Source organism: Pirellulales bacterium (assembly GCA_019636335.1).
In the GTDB taxonomy this organism is placed as follows: domain Bacteria; phylum Planctomycetota; class Planctomycetia; order Pirellulales; family JAEUIK01; genus JAHBXR01.
On sequence record JAHBXR010000018.1, the window covers coordinates 97334 to 115506 of the forward strand.

Annotated in this window: 17 protein-coding genes; 4 read left to right on the plus strand and 13 right to left on the minus strand. The window is 63.3% G+C overall.

Annotation, left to right across the window (positions count from 1 at the left end; all coding sequences use genetic code 11):
* Window positions 1-26 precede the first annotated feature (26 nt).
* The 7 genes from KF708_17315 to KF708_17345 form a co-directional block, all read right to left on the minus strand.
* Window positions 27-1460, minus strand: a complete 1434-nt coding sequence (locus KF708_17315; protein MBX3414449.1) for an aldehyde dehydrogenase EutE — start codon at window positions 1458-1460, stop codon at window positions 27-29.
* A 91-nt stretch (window positions 1461-1551) separates the two neighbouring features.
* Window positions 1552-1878 carry a EutN/CcmL family microcompartment protein gene (locus KF708_17320; protein MBX3414450.1) on the minus strand — a complete coding sequence of 109 codons (327 nt, stop codon included), beginning with the start codon at window positions 1876-1878 and terminating at the stop codon, window positions 1552-1554.
* A gap of 3 nt (window positions 1879-1881) precedes the next feature.
* Complete coding sequence (locus KF708_17325; protein ID MBX3414451.1) at window positions 1882-3069, minus strand: acetate/propionate family kinase; 1188 nt, start codon at window positions 3067-3069, stop codon at window positions 1882-1884.
* A gap of 185 nt (window positions 3070-3254) precedes the next feature.
* Complete coding sequence (locus tag KF708_17330; GenBank protein ID MBX3414452.1) at window positions 3255-3524, minus strand: BMC domain-containing protein; 270 nt, start codon at window positions 3522-3524, stop codon at window positions 3255-3257.
* A 117-nt stretch (window positions 3525-3641) separates the two neighbouring features.
* Entirely contained in the window at window positions 3642-3929 is a 288-nt protein-coding gene (gene eutM / locus KF708_17335) for an ethanolamine utilization microcompartment protein EutM (protein MBX3414453.1), read from the minus strand.
* A gap of 40 nt (window positions 3930-3969) precedes the next feature.
* Window positions 3970-4662, minus strand: a complete 693-nt coding sequence (locus tag KF708_17340; GenBank protein MBX3414454.1) for a phosphate propanoyltransferase — start codon at window positions 4660-4662, stop codon at window positions 3970-3972.
* Window positions 4663-4737: 75 nt separating this feature from the next.
* Complete coding sequence (locus KF708_17345) at window positions 4738-5514, minus strand: DeoR/GlpR transcriptional regulator (GenBank protein MBX3414455.1); 777 nt, start codon at window positions 5512-5514, stop codon at window positions 4738-4740.
* A 265-nt stretch (window positions 5515-5779) separates the two neighbouring features.
* Here KF708_17345 and KF708_17350 point away from each other — a divergent pair, with 265 nt between their 5' ends.
* Complete coding sequence (locus KF708_17350; GenBank protein ID MBX3414456.1) at window positions 5780-6277, plus strand: GNAT family N-acetyltransferase; 498 nt, start codon at window positions 5780-5782, stop codon at window positions 6275-6277.
* A gap of 15 nt (window positions 6278-6292) precedes the next feature.
* Here the strand turns inward: KF708_17350 and purN are convergent, their stop codons facing one another.
* The 4 genes from purN to KF708_17370 all read right to left on the minus strand — a co-directional run bounded on the left by purN (window position 6293) and on the right by KF708_17370 (window position 11598).
* Window positions 6293-6937, minus strand: coding sequence for a phosphoribosylglycinamide formyltransferase (gene purN, locus KF708_17355; protein MBX3414457.1), 645 nt, complete (start codon window positions 6935-6937; stop codon window positions 6293-6295).
* Between the two features lie 114 nt (window positions 6938-7051).
* Window positions 7052-10468 (minus strand): isoleucine--tRNA ligase, encoded by a 3417-nt coding sequence (gene ileS / locus KF708_17360; protein ID MBX3414458.1) that lies wholly within the window; start codon window positions 10466-10468, stop codon window positions 7052-7054.
* Window positions 10469-10624: 156 nt separating this feature from the next.
* Window positions 10625-11227: a mobile mystery protein B gene (locus tag KF708_17365; protein ID MBX3414459.1), complete on the minus strand. Its 603-nt coding sequence runs from the start codon at window positions 11225-11227 to the stop codon at window positions 10625-10627.
* 5 nt (window positions 11228-11232) lie between these two features.
* Window positions 11233-11598, minus strand: a complete 366-nt coding sequence (locus tag KF708_17370; GenBank protein MBX3414460.1) for a helix-turn-helix domain-containing protein — start codon at window positions 11596-11598, stop codon at window positions 11233-11235.
* Window positions 11599-11835: 237 nt separating this feature from the next.
* Here KF708_17370 and KF708_17375 point away from each other — a divergent pair, with 237 nt between their 5' ends.
* Window positions 11836-12822: a zinc ABC transporter substrate-binding protein gene (locus KF708_17375; protein MBX3414461.1), complete on the plus strand. Its 987-nt coding sequence runs from the start codon at window positions 11836-11838 to the stop codon at window positions 12820-12822.
* Window positions 12823-12940: 118 nt separating this feature from the next.
* A complete protein-coding gene (locus KF708_17380) occupies window positions 12941-13705 on the plus strand; it encodes a metal ABC transporter ATP-binding protein (GenBank protein MBX3414462.1) in 765 nt (254 codons plus the stop codon).
* Between the two features lie 98 nt (window positions 13706-13803).
* On the opposite strand, the gene KF708_17385 is transcribed toward KF708_17380, so the two are convergent.
* Complete coding sequence (locus KF708_17385) at window positions 13804-15627, minus strand: hypothetical protein (protein MBX3414463.1); 1824 nt, start codon at window positions 15625-15627, stop codon at window positions 13804-13806.
* A gap of 464 nt (window positions 15628-16091) precedes the next feature.
* Window positions 16092-17144, minus strand: a complete 1053-nt coding sequence (locus tag KF708_17390; protein ID MBX3414464.1) for a helix-turn-helix domain-containing protein — start codon at window positions 17142-17144, stop codon at window positions 16092-16094.
* A gap of 207 nt (window positions 17145-17351) precedes the next feature.
* On the opposite strand from KF708_17390, the gene KF708_17395 reads away from it, so the two are divergent.
* Window positions 17352-18167 (plus strand): PEP-CTERM sorting domain-containing protein, encoded by an 816-nt coding sequence (locus KF708_17395; protein ID MBX3414465.1) that lies wholly within the window; start codon window positions 17352-17354, stop codon window positions 18165-18167.
* Window positions 18168-18173 lie beyond the last annotated feature (6 nt).

Below are 18173 nucleotides of genomic sequence, written 5' to 3' on the forward strand. Positions count from 1 at the left end.
TACTTTGGCTTTGCGTTGACCGTGTTTTACTTGCCCAGGATGCACAGGTCGTCGATCAGCGAGCAGCGCCGCTCGCGGGTAAAAGTCAGTGGTGTGGTCACGCCTTCGCCCGTCGGCGTGGCGATCGAGAAGCTGATGTAGCCTTCGCCCCCCAAGCCGAGCGACGACATGCATGGCCCGTTCTTGACGAAGAGCGTGGTGTCGAGCGCGCGCCCCATCTTGGTCATGTTGCGGACGTCGTTCGAGTGAATGATGGCCGTGTGGCGGAAGCCATGTTCGAAGTGCTTGGCCTTGGCGATCGCCTCGTCGACGTCGCGGCAGCGCACGAAGGGGAGGAAAGGCATCATCTGTTCGACCGGCACGAAGGGGTTCGACTCGTCGGTCTCGCCGAAGAGCACCTCGGTTTCCGCCGATACGCTCTTGCCGATGCCTCGTGCGAGGACGGCCGCGTCCTGGCCGAGGAACTCCTTGGCGGGCACGTCGTGGCGATGATTGCCTTCGCCCACCTGGGTGATGGCGACCTTCGTCAGCGCGTCGACTTCACGGGCACAGAGCTTGACGGCGCCCGCTTTTTCCATCGCCGCGAGCATGCGATCGAAGACCGCATCGACGACGAAGACCTCTTTCTCCGCGATGCAGAGCAGGTTGTTGTCGTACGAGGCGCCCTGGATGATCGCCCGGGCCGCACGGTCGAGGTCGGCCGTTTCGTCCACCACCACGGGCGGATTGCCGGGGCCGGCCACGATGGCGCGCTTGCCGCTGTTCATGGCGGCGCGGGCCACGGCCGGACCGCCCGTCACGCAGATCAGCTTCACGCCGCGATGGCGGAAGATGGCGTCGGCCGATTCGAGCGTCGGCTCGGCGATGACGCAGATCAGGTTGTCGATGCCGAGATCGCGATAGATGGCCTCGTTGAAGCGGCGCACGCCTTCAGCGGCCACGCGGCGACCGCTCGGGTGGGGATTCACCACCAGCGTATTACCGCCGGCGATCATGCTCACCGCGTTGCCGGTGATCGTGGGAAGCGAGTGGGTGACGGGCGTGATGCAGCCGATGACGCCGAACGGGGCATGTTCGATGACGGCCAGGCCGCGATCGCCGCTGAAGACCTCGCTGCGGAGAAACTCGACGCCGGGCGTGCGCTCGCCGAGCGTTTTGAGCTTTTCGATCTTGTGGACGAGCCGGCCGATTTTCGTCTCTTCCATTTCCATCGTGCCGAGCTCGACCGACTGCTCGATCGAGATACGGCGGATGTGATCGATGACCCGCTTGCGATCGGCGACCGTGCGGGTCGAGAGTTGCTCGAAGGCGTCGGTGGCGGCGTCGACGGCGTCGTCGACCGAATCGAAGATGCCGAAACGCCCCTTGCTGCGCGGGGCAGCAACGGCGGCCGGCGCGCCTTTGAGCTGCGCGAGCACCTCTTCGACCACATTGCGAATCAAGGCTTCAGTAGCTTGCATCTCGAATTGATCTCTAGCGGATTAGGTTGTCTTGTTCGTTATCTCCCCGCCGCTCTGGCGAGAGAGGGCAGGGGGAGAGCTGGTGCAGTCACTACCGCCCCGGCGAATCCCCTTCGCGGTGGAAGACTCTTGCTTGATCGACGTGGACCGTGTCGACGATGCCGATCACGGCGCAATCGACCGGTAGCTGCTTCGTCTCGGGCGTGAGTCGGGCGCTCGAGCCTTGTACGATGAGCACGAACTCGTCGATGCCGGCGCCGAGCGTATCGACGGCGACAAACGTGCGGCCCGTCCCCTTCAGACGCGAGCGATCTTGCTCATCGACGCGATAGGGTTCGACGACGAGCAGCTTGTAGCCCACCATCGAGGCGACCTTCTGCGTCGAAACGACGCTGCCGGTTACTTTGGCCAGGAACATTGGTTAGCTTTCGTTGAGTAGTTGCCTTGTCTGCCGCGCGACGATCAGCTCTTCGTTCGTGGGAATCGTCCAGATCGCCGTACGGCTTTCGGCCGCGCTGATCTTCGCTTCTCCCCGCGCCGCTTGATTGGCCGCCAGGTCGAGTTCGAGGCCCAATTCACGCAAGTCGCGGCAGACCGCTTCGCGTACACGCGCGCCGTTCTCGCCGATGCCCCCGGTGAAGACGAGCACGTCGGCTCCGCCGAGTTCGACGAGCAAGGCCCCCAATTCACGTCGCGTCGCACCGATGAAGACATCCAGTGCGAGTTGTGCCTGCTGATTGCCCTGCGCGGCGGCCTCTTCCAGATCGCGCACGTCGCCGCTCGTGCCGCTGAGGCCGAGCAAGCCGCTCCGCTCGGCCAGCTCGTCGAGCAGTTCGTCGAGCGACTTGCCCGTGGCTTCCATCAATACCGGCAGGGAGAACGCGTCGAAGTCTCCCACACGATTGTTGTGGGGCACACCCGACTGCGGGCTCATGCCCATCGAGGTGGCCACGCTCTGCCCGTTTCGTATCGCACAGAGCGAGCTCGAGCCACCGAGATGGCAGGAGATGATTCGCAGATCGTTGCGCCCCAACAACTCGGCCGTGCGCGTGGCGATGTAGCGATGGCTGGCGCCATGGAAGCCCCAGCGACGCACGTGATACTTCGTGGCCCACTCGTAAGGGACCGCGTAGTACTTGTTGTGCTCGGGCATCGTTTGGTGAAAGCCCGTCTCGAACGCCGCGATGAGTGGCATCTCGGGCAGGCGTTCGCGCAGGACTCGCATGGCCTTGGCATAGGGGGGATTGTGTGCCGGTGCGACCCGGGCCATGCGATCGAGCGCCGCGAGCACGCGCTCGTCCACCAACTGCACGCCACTGATATCGCCGCCGTGTACGGCCTTGAAGCCGATGGCGGCGACATCCTCGGCCCGCGCGAGGCATCCTTGCTGCGGGTCGGTGAGCTGCGCGAGGCACTGACGCACCGCGACGGCATGGTCGGGCACGTGCATGGTCTCTTCGCGACGCACGCCGCCGATTTCGACGAACGTGCGGCTTTCTGGCGCACCGATGCGCTCGACGCCCCCCCGCGCCAGTTGCCGCTCGTCGCGCATGTCGAACAAGCGGTACTTGAAGCTGGTTGAGCCGAGATTGGCTACCAGGACGTACATGTGGTTGCGACTCCTGCGATCCTTCGGACAGATTTCCTCAGAAGCAATGAAGGGAATCCATTGCTCGAAGCGTGGCACTGCTGGCTTGCCCAGCAGTGGTTCTTCGATTTGCTTCAGCCTTTCCGACACTGCTGGGCGAGCCAGCAGTGCCACGCACGCTTGGAGTTCTCCCCGTGATGGCCTGCTTACGACAGGAAGGCGGTGACGAGACCTTCGGCCGGACGGGGGATAATGTGGCTGGCCACGAGCTCGCCGACTTGCGTCGCCGCATTCGCGCCGGCCTCGACCGCCGCACGCACGCTGCCGACGTCGCCGCGGACGATGGTCGTGCCGTAGGCGCCGCCGATCTGCACTTGCTTTACGATCTGCACGTTGGCCGCCTTGGCCATGGCGTCGGTCGCCTCGATCAAGGCCACGAGGCCGCGTGTTTCAATCAATCCGATGGCGTCTTGCATGTTGAGCACTATGCCTTTCCGTTGGTGATCTGTTCGATGCGTCTGTGTGACACTGCTGGGTTGTTTTGGCAGTGGGTTGTTCGCGAGGCGCTCTATTCATCGCGCCTAATACGAATACTAGTGGCCGATCTCGGGGAGGACGGTCTTCAGGTCGTCGTGCGGACGGGGAATGACCTGCACGCTGACCACTTCGCCGATACGACCCGCGGCGGCGGCGCCCGCGTCGGTAGCAGCCTTCACGGCGGCCACATCCCCCGTGACGAACGCCGTCACCAGGCCGCTGCCGATCTTCTGCCAGCCCAGGAACTGGACGTTGGCCGCCTTCATCATTGCGTCGCTCGCCTCGATCAGGGTCACGAAACCCTTGGTCTCGATCATGCCGAGCGCTTCCATTGCCTTAGCCATGTAAGTCGTCTCCAGGAATCAAGGAACAAAAACGTACGGTCTAGTGCGCACAGGCGCACGGTTTCGGTTTCTTCACCAGCTCGACGCGGGTGGCGTGGTCGAGATCGACCGCGTTCCCTTCGTCGGTGTCGATGTGGACTTCGAGCTTGCTCGTCGCGTCGGCCCGCACGAGCAGGTCCTCGAGCACGGTCGAGCAGCTCGACTCGATCCGCAGGTTGATGCGGTCGCCATTCTTCACGCCGTAAAAGGCGGCGTGATCGTGGTGCATGTGGACGTGCCGCTCGGCGCGGATCACGCCTGCTTTCAATTCGACGACGCCGTGCGGTCCGACGAGGACGCAACCGGGCGTGTCCGCGATATTGCCACTGGCACGCACCGGCACATCGATGCCGAGCGAGATGGCATCGGTGAAGGCGAGCTCGACCTGGCTCTTCGGCCGCGTGGGACCGAGCACGCGCACCGAGGGGAGCATGCGCTTGCGCGGGCCGACGATCATGACCGTCTCTTCCGCCGCGTAGAAGCCATCTTGATAGAGGGGCTTAGCGGGCGTGAGCTTGCGCCCGGGGCCGAAGAGGGTCTCGACGTGCTCATCGGTCAGATGCACGTGCCGCGCCGAGATGCTGACGACCAGTTCTGGCATGCCGCTGGCGCGGCCGCCAAATTGGCGCGAGACGATTTCGCGGACGATCCGTTCGACGGTGGCTCGATCGAGCGATGATGTGTTGGCAATCATGCGTGTTGTTCGCGTGTATGGAACATGCCGACGCAGCTAGCGCCGTGAGGGCATGGCACCCGTTGGATTTCCCGTTTATCCGTTGTCTGTCTGGCCGGCGAGGGAGAGTTTCACTCCGGCCGCGATGAGGCGGCTGCGCCAGTCTTCGGTGATCTCGGTGTCGACGACGAGTCGATCGACGGCGCCGAGCTCGGCGAGATGGGCCAGGCTTTGCTTCCCGAATTTCGAACTGTCGGTCACGACGATGACTTCATCCGCGGCGTTCATCATGGCGCGTTCGGTCTCGACCAGCAGCAGGTTGCTGTTGAAGTAACCCCGCTCGGTGATGCCTCCCACGCTGAGCACGGTGCGCCGCACGCGGATCTCGGCGAGCATCTGGTTGGCATACGGTCCCAGCGACACGCCCGTGCGGGGATAGACGTAGCCCCCCAGCAACACGAGATCGGCGCTCGGATCGGCGGCAAACAGGTTCGCCACGGGCAGCGAGTTGGTCACCACCTGTAGCGAGCGTCCGACGAGCAGTCGGGCCACCTCGTAGGTGGTCGATCCGCCGTCGAGCAGCACGGTGTCGCCACTTTCGATGAGGGCTACCGCCCGCTCGGCGATGGCCCGTTTTTTGTCCCACTGCGCCGGCTGGCGTTCCTCGAAGTGAGGAAACTTCGGGGCATGACCGGCATAGAAGACGCCGCCGTGCGTGCGCCGCGCGGCGCCGGCCTCTTCGAGGTAGTCGAGATCGCGGCGGATCGTCGATTCGGAGACGGCCAGCTCCTCGACCAGCTCCGGCAGCGAGGCAAAGCCGCGCGTGCGGACCAGCTCGAGCAGACGATGGCGACGTTCCTCGGCTAGGACCATGCTTCGTATCCTGGAGAACCGAACTTGGCTCCTTGCGATCGATTATCCAGGAGTTTTGATTTGAAATCAATCAGTTTAGTGAATGAATTCAATCAAGTTCGCGCTTTAATTTGGACGATAATTGATCGAATCGCCTCACCTGGCGAACCAGCGATTGAGTTCTAAGTTGTTGTTTTGTATTGTGTTGTGGGTTGATGGATGGGCTCGTGTTGGTTCGCCGAGGCCTCTAGCAGGCGGCGACGGATTTTGGATGAGGATGACGGGAATGTCGGACGTGCTGCAGCTTATTCACCGGCTCGAAGGGCGGCCGGAGCTGCAGCCTCTCCCCGGAGTGACGATCCGCCACTACGCCGGGCCGGCCGACGTCGAGGCGTGGCTCGACGTGCGTCATGCGGCCTTTGCGCGGCAGCAAGTAGGGGTACGTCGCTGGACGTCGCGAGATTTTGAGGTCGAGATTCTCGCGAAGCCGTGGTGGCGGCCCGAGCGAATGTGGATCGCCGAGGTGGAACAATTGCCCGGCGTCCGTCAGGCAATCGGCACGGTGACGATGGCCCTACGCACCGGCCAGGCGAGCGAAGTGCCGGTCGTGCATTGGCTGGCCGTGCGACCGATCTGGCGACGACGTGGAATCGCGCAGCATTTGATGTCGCTGCTGGAACAGGCCGCATGGGACGCCGGCTATCGCGAAGTGCGTCTCGAGACGCACCAGGCCTGGTCCGAAGCGGTCGCGCTCTATCGCTCGCTGGGATATGTCGAGGTTTGAGCCCTTTAAGCTCCGCTACTCGGGCGCGACATGCACGACGCGGCCGTCGATGCGTAAACGGCCAGCGGCAAAGAGCTGCAGTGCCGCGGGATACGCCTCGCACTCGGCGGCGAAGACGCGGGCAGCAAGGTCGTCGGGCGTGTCTCCCGCTTCGACCGGCACGGTACGCTGTAGAACGATCGGCCCGTGGTCGTATTGGTTGTCGACGAAGTGAACGGTGCAGCCGCTCACCTTGGCGCCGTACTCGAGCACCGCTTCGTGGACGTGATGTCCGTAAAAACCCTTGCCGCAAAACGCGGGGATGAGCGAAGGGTGAATGTTCATGACGCGGCCGGCGAAATCGTCGGGAATCGGCACGAGCTTCAAGTAGCCACCCATCGCCACCAGATCGACGCCCGCCTTGCGGATTGGGTCGAAGTTCGCGCGACTGAAGTCGGCCAGATCGCGGTATTCGCTGCGCTCGATGATCTCGACCGGAATGCCGGCTCGCAGGGCGATGTCGATCCCACGCGCGGCGGGGTTGCTGGTGATGACGAGGCGCACCTCGGCGTCGAGCGCGCATTCGTCGATCTTGGCGAGCAGATTGGCCAGCGTCGTGCCGCCGCCCGAGATGAGGACGGCCAAGCGCAGTGGTGAATAGGTGTTCGCCGTGCCGCTCATGGCTGCGCGCTCCTGGCACAGTCCAGTGCAAAGTGGCACAGGCTGCTAGTCTGTGCTGGGATTGCACAGGCTAGCAGCCTGTGCCACTTGCTTGATGGTAAATGTATCCAATGGCTAGCCATTCGCGGCCACCTTCACATACAGGTGCAACGTCGCGCCGTCGAGCTTTGCTTCGACCGGATCGACGCCCGGTAGGGCCTCGTGCGTCAGTTCGAGGGCTAGCGTCTCGGTTCGAATATAGTCGCCATGCGCGCTCATTGCGGCGTGAACTTCGGTGCTGTCGGTCACGACGCCCACGGCGATGCGGTCGGTGTAGGCACAACTGAGATCCTTGCGGCGGCCTTGGATCAGGTGGACGAGCTCGCGGGCACGACCTTCGGCCAATAGTTCATCGGTCAGCTCGGCAGCCAGCACGACGACCGCCTCGGGGCCATGCGCCGCGGCCCAGCCGGGCTTGGCCTGTAGGCGGATCTGCAGGTCGTCGCGATCGAGCGCAAGCTCGCCGTCGGGCAGGGCAAGCTTCACCACACCGCTCGATTCCAGCTCGCGCAGCAACGCCGCCGCGTCGGCCTGGGCGAGCGTCGACTTGAGCGCCGGCAATCGCTTGCCCAACTTGGGGCCGAGCTTCTTCAGGTCGGGCAGCACCGTGTATTCGATATACTCATCGGCCGCGCGGGTGAATTCCACTTGGTGGACGTTCAACTCCTCGCGAATCAGTGGGGCGTGCTGCTCGAGCCAGGCCTGATGCGACGGTTCGGCCAGGATGATCTCCACTTTCGAGAGGGGTTGTCGCACCTTGAGCTTCGCTCCCATGCGGGCACTGCGTCCGAGCGAAACGATTTCGCGCACCAGGTGCATCTCGGCCGAGAGCTTGGCGTCGATCGCCTCTTCGCGCGCCGCGGGAAAGTTGCAGAGGTGTACGCTTTCGACCGCACGCTGGTGGAACGGCGCCACCACCAGGTTTTGCCATAGCGACTCGGCCAGGAACGGGACGAAGGACGCGATCAGCTTCGACGTCGTGACGAGACACTCGTACAGCGTCCAGTAGGCGTCAGTCTTGTCGGGCCCGGCATCATTGCTCCAAAAGCGGTCGCGGCTGCGGCGGACGTACCAGTTCGACAGGGCATCGACGAACTCGGTGATCTGTCCGCAGGCGGCGTAGTTGTCGTAGGCGTCCATCCGCTCGGTAACGAATTGCGTCGTGCGATGCAACTCGCCCAGCAGCCAGCGATCGAGCTCGCCTCGTTCGGCGATGGGGCGATATCCGTCTGCCCGCGCGAGCACGGCATCGTCGAGCTGGCCCGCCTCGCCGCGCAGCCGCGCGGCGGGGTCGAAGCCGTCGATGTTGGCGTAGATGACAAAGAAGCTGTAGACGTTCCACAGTCGCAGTAGAAATTCCGGGATGCTTTCCTTGATCGCCTGCTCGCTGTAGCGGATCGACGTCCAGGGGGGCTGATTGGCGAAGAAGTACCAGCGCAAGGCGTCGGCGCCGTAGCGATCGAAGATCTCGTTCGGCTCGCGATAGTTCCGCTTGCTTTTGGACATCTTCTGCCCGTCTTCGCCCAGCATGAGCCCGAGAACGATGCAATTGCGGAAGGGGTGCGGATAATCGACTGGCTTACAAGCCGGCACGTTCTTCTTCGCTTCATCGCCGAATAAGAGCGTGCTGATGGCCAACTGGCTGTAGAACCAGCCACGTGTCTGGTCGATCGCCTCGCTGATGAAATCGGCGGGAAACTGTTCCGCGAATCTCTCCGCGCCTTGATGGGGATAACCCCACTGGGCGAAGGGCATCGCGCCGCTGTCGAACCAGCAGTCGATGACCTCGGTCACGCGGCGCATCCGTTTGCCCGGCGCGCGCGGCGAATCGTACGTTACGGCGTCGATGTAGGGCTTGTGAACGCGCAGGTGATCGGAGAGCTGCGGATTCGCCTTCTTCGCCGCTTCCCAGACATCCGTGCCGGCGATGCCTGGCTTGGCGAGCAGCTCGTCGTAGCTGGCGATGGCCTCCATGTGCCCTGTCGCTTCGCAGACCCAGATCGGCAGCGGCGTGCCCCAGTAGCGTTCGCGCGAGATGGCCCAATCGACGTTCGTCTCGAGGAAATTGCCGAAGCGGCCGTCGCGGATGTGCTCGGGCAGCCAGTTGATGCGGCTGTTGTTGGCCAGCATCCGGTCCTTGAATTCGGTCGTGCGGATGAACCAGCTTTTGCGCGGATATTGGATGAGCGGATCTTCATCGCTCCGCCAGCAAAAGGGATAGTCGTGGAGGTATTGCTCCAGATGGAACAGCAACTCGCGGCGTCGCAACTCGCGCGAGATGTCCTTGTCGGCCTCTTTCACCCAGCGGCCTTTCCAGTCGGGCGCTTCGTCCGTGAAGCGACCATCGGGACCGACGGCGCAGATCAGTTCGGGGCCTTCGCCGGGAGCGAACCGGGCTTGCTCGCTCGTGAGCAGCTCGAAGTCGACCTCGCCGAAGGCGGGCGCTTGATGCACCACGCCCGTGCCACTGTCGACGGTGACGAAGTCGGCCGCGACGACGCGCCAAGCCACCTGCTGCGATCCCCCGGCCATCAGTCCGCCGCGGCGCGCGCCAAGCGTCTGGTAGTAGTAATCGAAGGGGGGCTGGTAACGCAGGCCGATGAGATCGGCGCCGCGCAGCGTGCGTTCGACGGTGAATTCCTTCCCCACCTTGGCGGCGATGGTCTCGACCAGCGCGGCGGCGAGGATCAAACGCCGCTGCTCTTCGGCCACACGAACCACGGCGTAGTCCAGTTCGGGATGGACCGCGGCGAATTGATTGCTGGGGAGCGTCCAGGGAGTGGTCGTCCAGACGAGCAGGTCGGTATCGGCGAGTTCCCGCGGCGCGTCGACGAGCGGGAATCGCACGTAGACGCTCGGATCGGCCACTTCGCGGTAGCCTTGTCCGACTTCGCCCGACGAGAGGGCGGTGCCCCCTTGGGCCCACCACCAGACGATCTTGTGTCCCTGGTAGAGCAGTCCGCGGTTGAACAGGTTGGCCAGCGCCCACCAGACGCTTTCGATGAAGCTCTGGTGGTAGGTGACGTAGGCCTCGTCGAGGCGGATCCAGAAGCCGATGCGTTCGGTGAGCCGTTCCCACTGCTGCGTGTAGCGAAAGACGCTCTCGATGCAGCGATGGATGAAGGGCTCGATGCCGTAGGCCTCGATCTCTTCTTTCGAGTGGATGCCGAGCTCTTTGCTGACTTCGACCTCGACCGGCAGGCCGTGCGTGTCCCAGCCCGCTTTGCGTTCGCAAAGGTAGCCCCGCATGGTGCGGTAGCGCGGGAAGAGATCCTTGATGGCCCGCGTCAGGCAATGTCCCGGGTGGGGCAGGCCGTTGGCGGTCGGAGGGCCCTCATAAAAAACGAAGCGGGGAGCGTTCTCGCTCTTGCGCGCGGCGAGCGACTTGTCGTAGATTTTCCGCTCGTTCCAGAGCCGAATCAGGCCCAACTCCATTTCCGGAAAGTTCGGACTGCCTTTGGGTTCGGGAAAAACAGGGCGTTCGGCTGGCATGGGCGGCAATAGTTCGTGGTGGCACGAAGTCTGGGTGCAGGTGGCAGAGCAGTGCGTGGGCGCTCAATCAGATAGGACACCGCCAACGCGAAAAGGGAGAGTAGACCACGCGCGGCATGATTGTTCAATCGCGGCGACGGGCCAGCGTCGCTCGCTTTACTCGGGCTCGAGATGCGCTCGATGGAGCGCGATGAGGGGAGCGAGATCACCAGCGTCGGCAGCGCGGCAGGCAGCGAGGTATTCGTCGCGAATCGGGCTCGTGCCGGTCGAGAAGCCGGTCTCGGGCCAGATGACGATCGCGTGCCGATGCTGTGCTAGCCAGATATTGGCCAGCAGGCGCGCCCAGCGCCCGTTGCCATTCGCGAAAGGATGAATGGCCACGGCGCGATAGTGCAGCGTGGCGGACTGCACTACGACCTCGAAGGGCGGTTGCTTCCGCCAGTAGGCAAGATCGCTCGCCAGGTCGAGCAGGCTTGGACCGACTTGCTGCCAGACGCTGCCTAGATTCAGGTTTTCTGTGCGTGTCTGTCCGGCCCACTGCCACACTTCGCCGAACATCTCGCCGTGCAATCCGAGCATCCACTCGAAGGTGAACGGAGCCAGCCGACGATTCGGGCGGCTCGAAAGGTAACGCACGATCGGCCGCCGTATGTTGGCGAATTCTCGCCGCGCGAGCTCCGCACGCGTGCGGATCGATCGGTCGCGCAGGTGGCTAACGTCGATCGGCGTCTCGCCCGGTATCGGCGCGAAGTCGGACATCGAGATCACGCCCAGAGACGTCGTGGTGAGCCGGCTAGAAGTTCGTGCATCGTCTGTTGCACCATGCCGTCAAAGGTCGCTTGATCCACGGCCTGCGCCTCGAGCGCAGACGTACCCTGTGCCAGTCCTACCAGTCGCCTGGCTTTCGACAGGGCCTGCTGCTCGCGCATCTCGGATGCGGCTGTCGTCGAGAACTGAGCCGCCATGCCCAGCGCATCAGCCACGGCAATCACGTTGCCGAAACTGTGGTGAGTCAGCTCTCCGTGGAGCATACGCTTGAGGGTCGGCTGGGAGACGCCGCTCCGTTGGGCAAGCGTAGCGAAGCTCAGCCCGAGCTGCCGGCGGCGTGCTTCGAAGTCAGTGCCATCCATAGAATAATAGATCAATAAAGATACAGATTTAAAACTTTTTAGTATCGTTTATGATACTATTTTTAAAGAGGCTGTCAACACGTAAGCCATGATGGAAAAAGGCTTAGAGGGTACTGAAACTCGGGTTAGGGTTGACAAATCGCACTGAGGTTCAAAAAATAATTTTTGGATATCAAAAATAATTGGCGTTTCCCCGCTTGCGAACGGACTTCTATGGGTAGCCGAATCTCATTTCAAATCGTATTGCTCCTCTGCGTCGCGGTCCTCTCTTTCTTCACCGGTTGTGAAGCCTCGACCGATTCCACTTCTAAAACTCGGGTGGCCAAGGAGGGGGCTTACTCGATCGTCACCACCTGTGGCATGGTGACCGACATCGTTCGTAACGTGGCCGGAGATCGTGCGCAGGTCGTGGGGATCATGGGCGAGGGGGTCGATCCGCACCTTTACAAGCCGACGCGCGGCGACGTGAAAAAGCTCATGGATGCCGACGTCGTTTTCTACTCCGGGCTGATGCTCGAAGGGCGGATGGGAGACACGTTCGCCAAGGTGGCACGCTCGGGCAAGCCGGTGTTCGCCGTTACCGAGGGGATCGACGAGACCTACCTGCGCGAGCCACCGGAGTTTGCCGGGCACTGGGATCCGCACGTCTGGATGGACGTGGCGGCCTGGAGCAAGGCCGTGGAGTACATCGCCGAGATGCTAGCCCAATACGATCCGGCCCATGCCGACGAGTATCGCCAGCGAGCGGCCGCTTATCAGGCCGAGTTGAAACAGCTCGACGACTACACGCGCCAGGTGATCGCCAGCGTGCCGGCAGCGCAGCGCTACCTGATCACGGCGCACGACGCTTTCGGCTACTTCTCGCGAGCCTACGATATCCCGGTGCGCTCCGTGCAGGGGATCAGCACCGAGAGTGAGGCCGGCGTCGACGACATCAACGAGCTGGTCGATTTTCTCGTGGGCAATCAGGTGCCGGCCATCTTCGTCGAGTCGAGCGTCTCGCAAAAGAGCGTCGAGGCGGTGCGAGAAGGGGCCAGGAGCAAGGGGCACGACGTCAAGATCGGCGGTCAGCTCTACTCCGATGCCATGGGGCCGGCCGGCTCGTACGAAGGGACCTATCTCGGCATGATCGACCACAATGCCACGACGATTGCCCGCGCCCTGGGCGGCGAGGCCCCCGAGCGAGGCCTCCACGGAAAGCTCGCTCTCCCCGTTGTTCACTAACCCATCGCTCGCCGACGACTCTATGATGGCGCCCGACCGTTCGAATCCCGTCGCTCGGCCGGCTTCTTCGTGGAAGACCGTGGACGTGGAACGCCGGATTCGACAGCCCGAGGGCCGTATGTCGGCGCCCCTTTCGATTCGAGATCTCACGGTGGCGTACCACCGCAAGCCCGTCTTGTGGGAGGTGGACTACACGTCTCCCGAGGGGAGCCTCGTGGCGGTGGTGGGGCCCAACGGTTCGGGCAAGACGACGCTGTTGAAGGCCGTGCTCGAGCTGGTTCCCCGCGTGTCGGGCGAAGTGCTTTTTTTCGGCGAGGCCTACCGCCACGTGCGCCAGCGCGTGGGCTACGTTCCGCAGCGCGAAACGGTGGACTGGGATTTTCCCGTCCACGCGCTGGATGTGGTGGCCATGGGGCTCTACCGTCAGATCGGCTGGTTTCGTCCCGTGACGAAGAAATATCGCGAACGTGCCTTGCACGCCCTGTCCCGAGTGGGCATGGCCGACTTCGCGCGGCGGCAGATCAGCCAACTCTCGGGGGGGCAGCAGCAACGCGTGTTTCTGGCGCGGGCGCTTGCGCAGGATGCGGATCTTTATTTCATGGACGAGCCGTTCGCCGCGGTCGATGCCACGACGGAGCAGGCGATCGTGGCGATTCTCGGCGAGCTGCGCGCGGCCGGCAAGACGGTGCTGGTCGTGCATCACGATTTGCCGACGGTGACAGAGTACTTCGATCACGTCGTGCTGCTCAACATGCGCGTGGTGGCCGCCGGTCCCACGCGCGAGGTATTCACGGAAGAGAACCTACGTAAGGCCTACGGTGGCAAGCTCGCCCTGCTCGATCAGGTGGGGCAACAGTGGGGCCTGGGCCGCGGCGATACTTAAGCCTTCTCGGGCGTGGCTGGTAAACGGCAAGCCTGCGCGCAAAAAACAAGCCCGAGCGAAGCCGGGCTTGTGTGGGTCGGTCGTTTTTTGACGAGGGGCTATAGTTCGGGCTGCCCTGCCACGCCGAACACGTTGATGCCCGGCTCGATGTTGCCGCGGTCTTCGCGGAGTCGCGCGGCGGCACGATCCTGGCCAGCGCGCTTGGCATCGGACAGGCGCTCGGCGATTCGCCAGGGGGCATCGTCGCGGTTCAAGCGTGAGGCACGCTTGCCGAAGAGTTCGGTGGGGGCGTCTCCCTTGGTCGGGCCGAACAGGCCACGCTTGGCGTCCTTTCCGACCGAGGCGATTTCCGTACGGGGCGTGGTGGCGTCGAGCAGGTCGAGCGTGTTGCTGGCGATATCGACTCCCACCTGCAGTTCACCCTTGGTCAGCTTCTTTTGCTTGACGGCGCCGTTGCCGTCGTCGAAGCGAACCATGAGGGGATAGTCTCCCTTGTGTTGCTGTTTTTCGCCGGCGGCCAGTTTTTGCGGCTCTTCGTTGAGCACGTAGTGGAAGTCGATCGAGCTGGCCGAGTTGTCGATGGTGACGTCGTACGACTGGCGGTAGAGTTCCCAGGCCTTATCGCTCGCTTCAAAGGCGTAGGTGCCAGGCGAGAGGGTGTACCTGGCCTGCCCTTTGCTATCTCCCTTGTCGAACTCGACGACCCAGGTCGTGCCCGCGGCGAGGGGCTGCGAGAAGCCCGGCTTCATCGTGTACGAGCTGCCGTTGACCACGTAGTTCACTTCGACGTCGGCATTGTTCAGCAGCAACGTGCCGCTGGTGACGACCTTCGAGGTGGAGTCGGGGGCCGGGGTGCCTTCGATCGGTAGCCCTGACATTTCGGCAATACAGCCCGTCGTAATCGTGGGGCCGTCTTCCTCGGTGCTGCCCGAGATGAGCACCATGCCCCCTCCCAGCGAGATGATGGTGCCCGGGGGGAGCGTGGGCAAGAGGGCAATCAGGTTGTCGTTGCCGGTGGGCAAGGTGGGATTGTCGGGTGTCGCCGCGATGAGCATTTGTTGAATGGTCGACGAGGTGCCGAGATCGGCGATCGTATTGTTGATCGCGTCGCTGTCGGCCTTCGAGAAGCCGAGCCGGTCGAACGCCGCGTCGAGATCGGCCAACTGCGTGGCGGTCAGCTTGCCATCGCGTGCCGCGTCGCGGGCGTCGTTCAGTTCTTTCCAGGCATCGGCCGCGTCGCGGGCGCCGGCGTCGAGCGGTGGCGTGAGCCCAGCCAGCGTCGCTTCCGAGGCGTTGCTCAGCCTGCCGTCGGTAATTTCGCGCGCGATGCGATCGGCTTCGGCCGGCGTAACTCCCGCTTTCTGCAGCTTATCCGAGAGTTGCGCTTCGGAGGCGAGCTTGTCTTCCAACTGGTCGAACTGCTCGTCCATTACCTCTTCGATCTGATCCTTGGCCGCCTCGAGCTCCTTTTTCGTCAGAGAGCGTCCTTCGGCGATGTTCTGATTCTTTTCAGGCTCGACCACCTTGGGGGGGAGCTTGTTCGGTTGCGGCGTGGCCGGTGGCGGAGGGGCCGCGGGACGCACCTGCACGGGGCGCGACGGTTCGTAGTAGTCGTAGTTGCGACGATTGCGCGGCGGTCGGTAATCGTCGTCGAAATTGTTATTGTTGTTATTGTTATTGTTCGATGGCTTCGGCAGCTTGCTCAAGCCGTCGAGGAGGCCGGGCAGCGTCTTGATGATCGTGCTGCCGATGTCTTCCGATTCGTACCCGTCGTTGTAGTAATCGCGAGTGCGCTGCCCACCACGAGACTGCTGCTGGCGATTCTGATTGAAAAGCCCCTGCCCGAAGACCTCCTGGTCCAGGCTGGGGAGCGTCAGCAGGGCGACGATTGCCAAGCCGAAGGGGATTCGTGAGGTACGCATCGTGGTACTCCTTGGTCAGCGCCTCGCGGAGGGCCGATCACGCTCACGGCTGCCCCCGAGACTTAGCTTTCGCATCGCGCCACTGCTCTCCGTCCGGTATCTCCCCGGAGTGCGACTTCCACACCCGGTCCCAACGAGACGCCTGCGTACTGGCAAACCGCGCGCCGCGAATTCGCGGCAACGGACGACACCGTGCTAAATCGCTAGAAAACAGTGATTTGCGTTTCTTGGGGCGAGACGCTCGGCCGAGCAAGCGACTCGCTGTTGTCGCGATTTCGCATCGTTGTCATCAATTCGATAGCACATCGCGCTCCCCGCCGACTACTTTGGGGGGGCGTGCGCCACGACACATTTCTACTCCAGCACGCTGCTGCTTTCCAGCAGAAAGTTAGCGGTCAGTAGTCAGGGGGCAGTGATTAGTGGTCAGGGGCAGAATTCAACAGAGAGTCTGGCTGTGTCTGGCGTTAGCGTACGGTGCGCAGCGTGCCTGTATCGGGCGTGCTGTAGCCGGGCAATTCGCCGAGCAGTTTGCGGAAACGTGCCGACTCGACGACCTCGACGAGGGCCCGGATGCGTGGATCTTGTTCCGCGCCAGACGAATAGCAGAGATCGTAGGCCTCTTCGCGAATGCCGAGAAAATCGAGCCCTGCTTGCTGGCTCGTGAGGCGCAGGCAGACTCCGGCATCGGCGAGCCCCGCGCGAATTACCTCGGCCACCCCCTGGTGACTGCGCGCTTCGTGCCGCGGGGCCTTGCGATCTCCCAGGATCTCGTCGAGGCACTGGCGGGCTCCACTGCCCGCTTCTCGGCCGACCCAGCGCAGTCGTGAATCGACCGCCGAGCGAATCGACGTCACGCGCTGGCCGGGGGCCACGGCGAGCCCCTCTTGCCAACGGGCAAGGCGCAGCAGGCGGTAGCCCGAGCCGAGCGTTTCCTGCACGGCGGCGGCATTCCCCTCTTCGCCCGAGCGAGAAAGATGGACGCCAGCCACGTGAACGAGCCCCTGTTGCAGCAGTTGCAGTGCCAGGCGGCTAGAACGGGAAAGGACGAGCAGGCGAATCTGTTTCTGGGCGAGCTCGGCCGCCAGCAGGCTCACGGCCGGGTCGCAGCAGGCCAGCACCAGCGTGCGCTCGGCCAGCTCTCGCGGGCCGGGCGCGGGGAGATTTCCCTCGAAATAACCGTCGTGGGCCAGCAGCGAATCGCTGACCGCATCGCCAGGATAGAGCAGGCGGCGTCCGGCGATCTCGGCCTCCCAGTAGCGGCAGGGGGCGTCCGTCGGCTGCCAGGCCCAGGTGGGCGTGGCCGGCGATTCCTCGAGCTGAAACAGATCCTCGACTCGGCAGGCCAGCGCTTTCGCCAAGGCCAGGGCGCCGGCGGCGGAAGGGACCAGTCGTTCGGTCTCGATGGCGCTGATGCCGCTGCGCGAGAGCCCGCTGGCGCGGGCCAGCTCTTCCTGCGACCAGCCGCGAGCGAGCCGCGTGGCCTTCAGGCGGTTTTTGAGGGTCGGTTCTATTGACATGATGCTATCGTGCAGAGACATTATCGTGCCGATGACGTGCATGCAGAGCGGTTGCACGTGGTGGCGTGGGCGCCATCCTATCCGTTCGCCGCCAGGGTCTCCAGAAGGAAACGCTCGTGAGTCGTAGACGTTCGTAGAGCGAGCAACTTTTTTTGCTCGTCGCTCCGTCACGGTTCACTCGAAGCCCTTTTTGGAGAGACCCGCATCATGCACATACGCCACCTTTCCGCGGCCGCCTTCTTGGCGCTTATCGTACCGTTTGCCGTCTCGGCCGAGACGATTTCCCTGACACCCGATAGAGACAATACGCTGATCGAGCAGACGAATCCGGCGAATCAACTCAGCAATGGGCAAGGAGACATCTTCTCCGGCCGTACGAATCAGGGAGCCGGCATCAGCATTCGTCGCGGCCTGATTTACTTCGATATCGATGCGAGCGCGATTCCCGACGGCGCGACGATTACCGGCGTCAAGCTTACGGTACGTGACATCATGGGATTGAATGGCGATCGCACGCACTCGTTGCGGCGCGTGTTGCAGGACTGGGGCGAGGGAACTTCCTTCTTCGCGGGCGGAGTCGGCGCCCCGGCGACCGAGGGGGACGCCACCTGGCTGTATACCTTCTACAATGCGACCAATCCCGCTCTGAGCCCTACTTGGGACACTCCTGGCGGGGACTTCAGTTCCACGGTCAGCGGCTCGACTCTCATCAGCGACGACTTCGGAGGTCTGCAGTTCTTCTCCTGGTCGAGTTCTACGCCTGGAAACGAACAGATGATTGCCGATGTGCAAAGTTGGTTGGATAATCCGGCGGCGAACTTCGGTTGGGCGATTCTCGGTGATGAGTCCGTTGGTCAGACGGCAAAGCGTCTGAACAGCAGTGAATCACCCACGTTCACGCCCCCCGGCGTGGCGCCAGTTCTGGAAGTGACCTACGTCGTGCCGGAGCCGAGCTCGTTCGTGCTCGCCGCGCTCGGCGCGATGCTGGGCCTGGCGATCATGAGACGTCGCCGCTGCAACTAAGGGAGG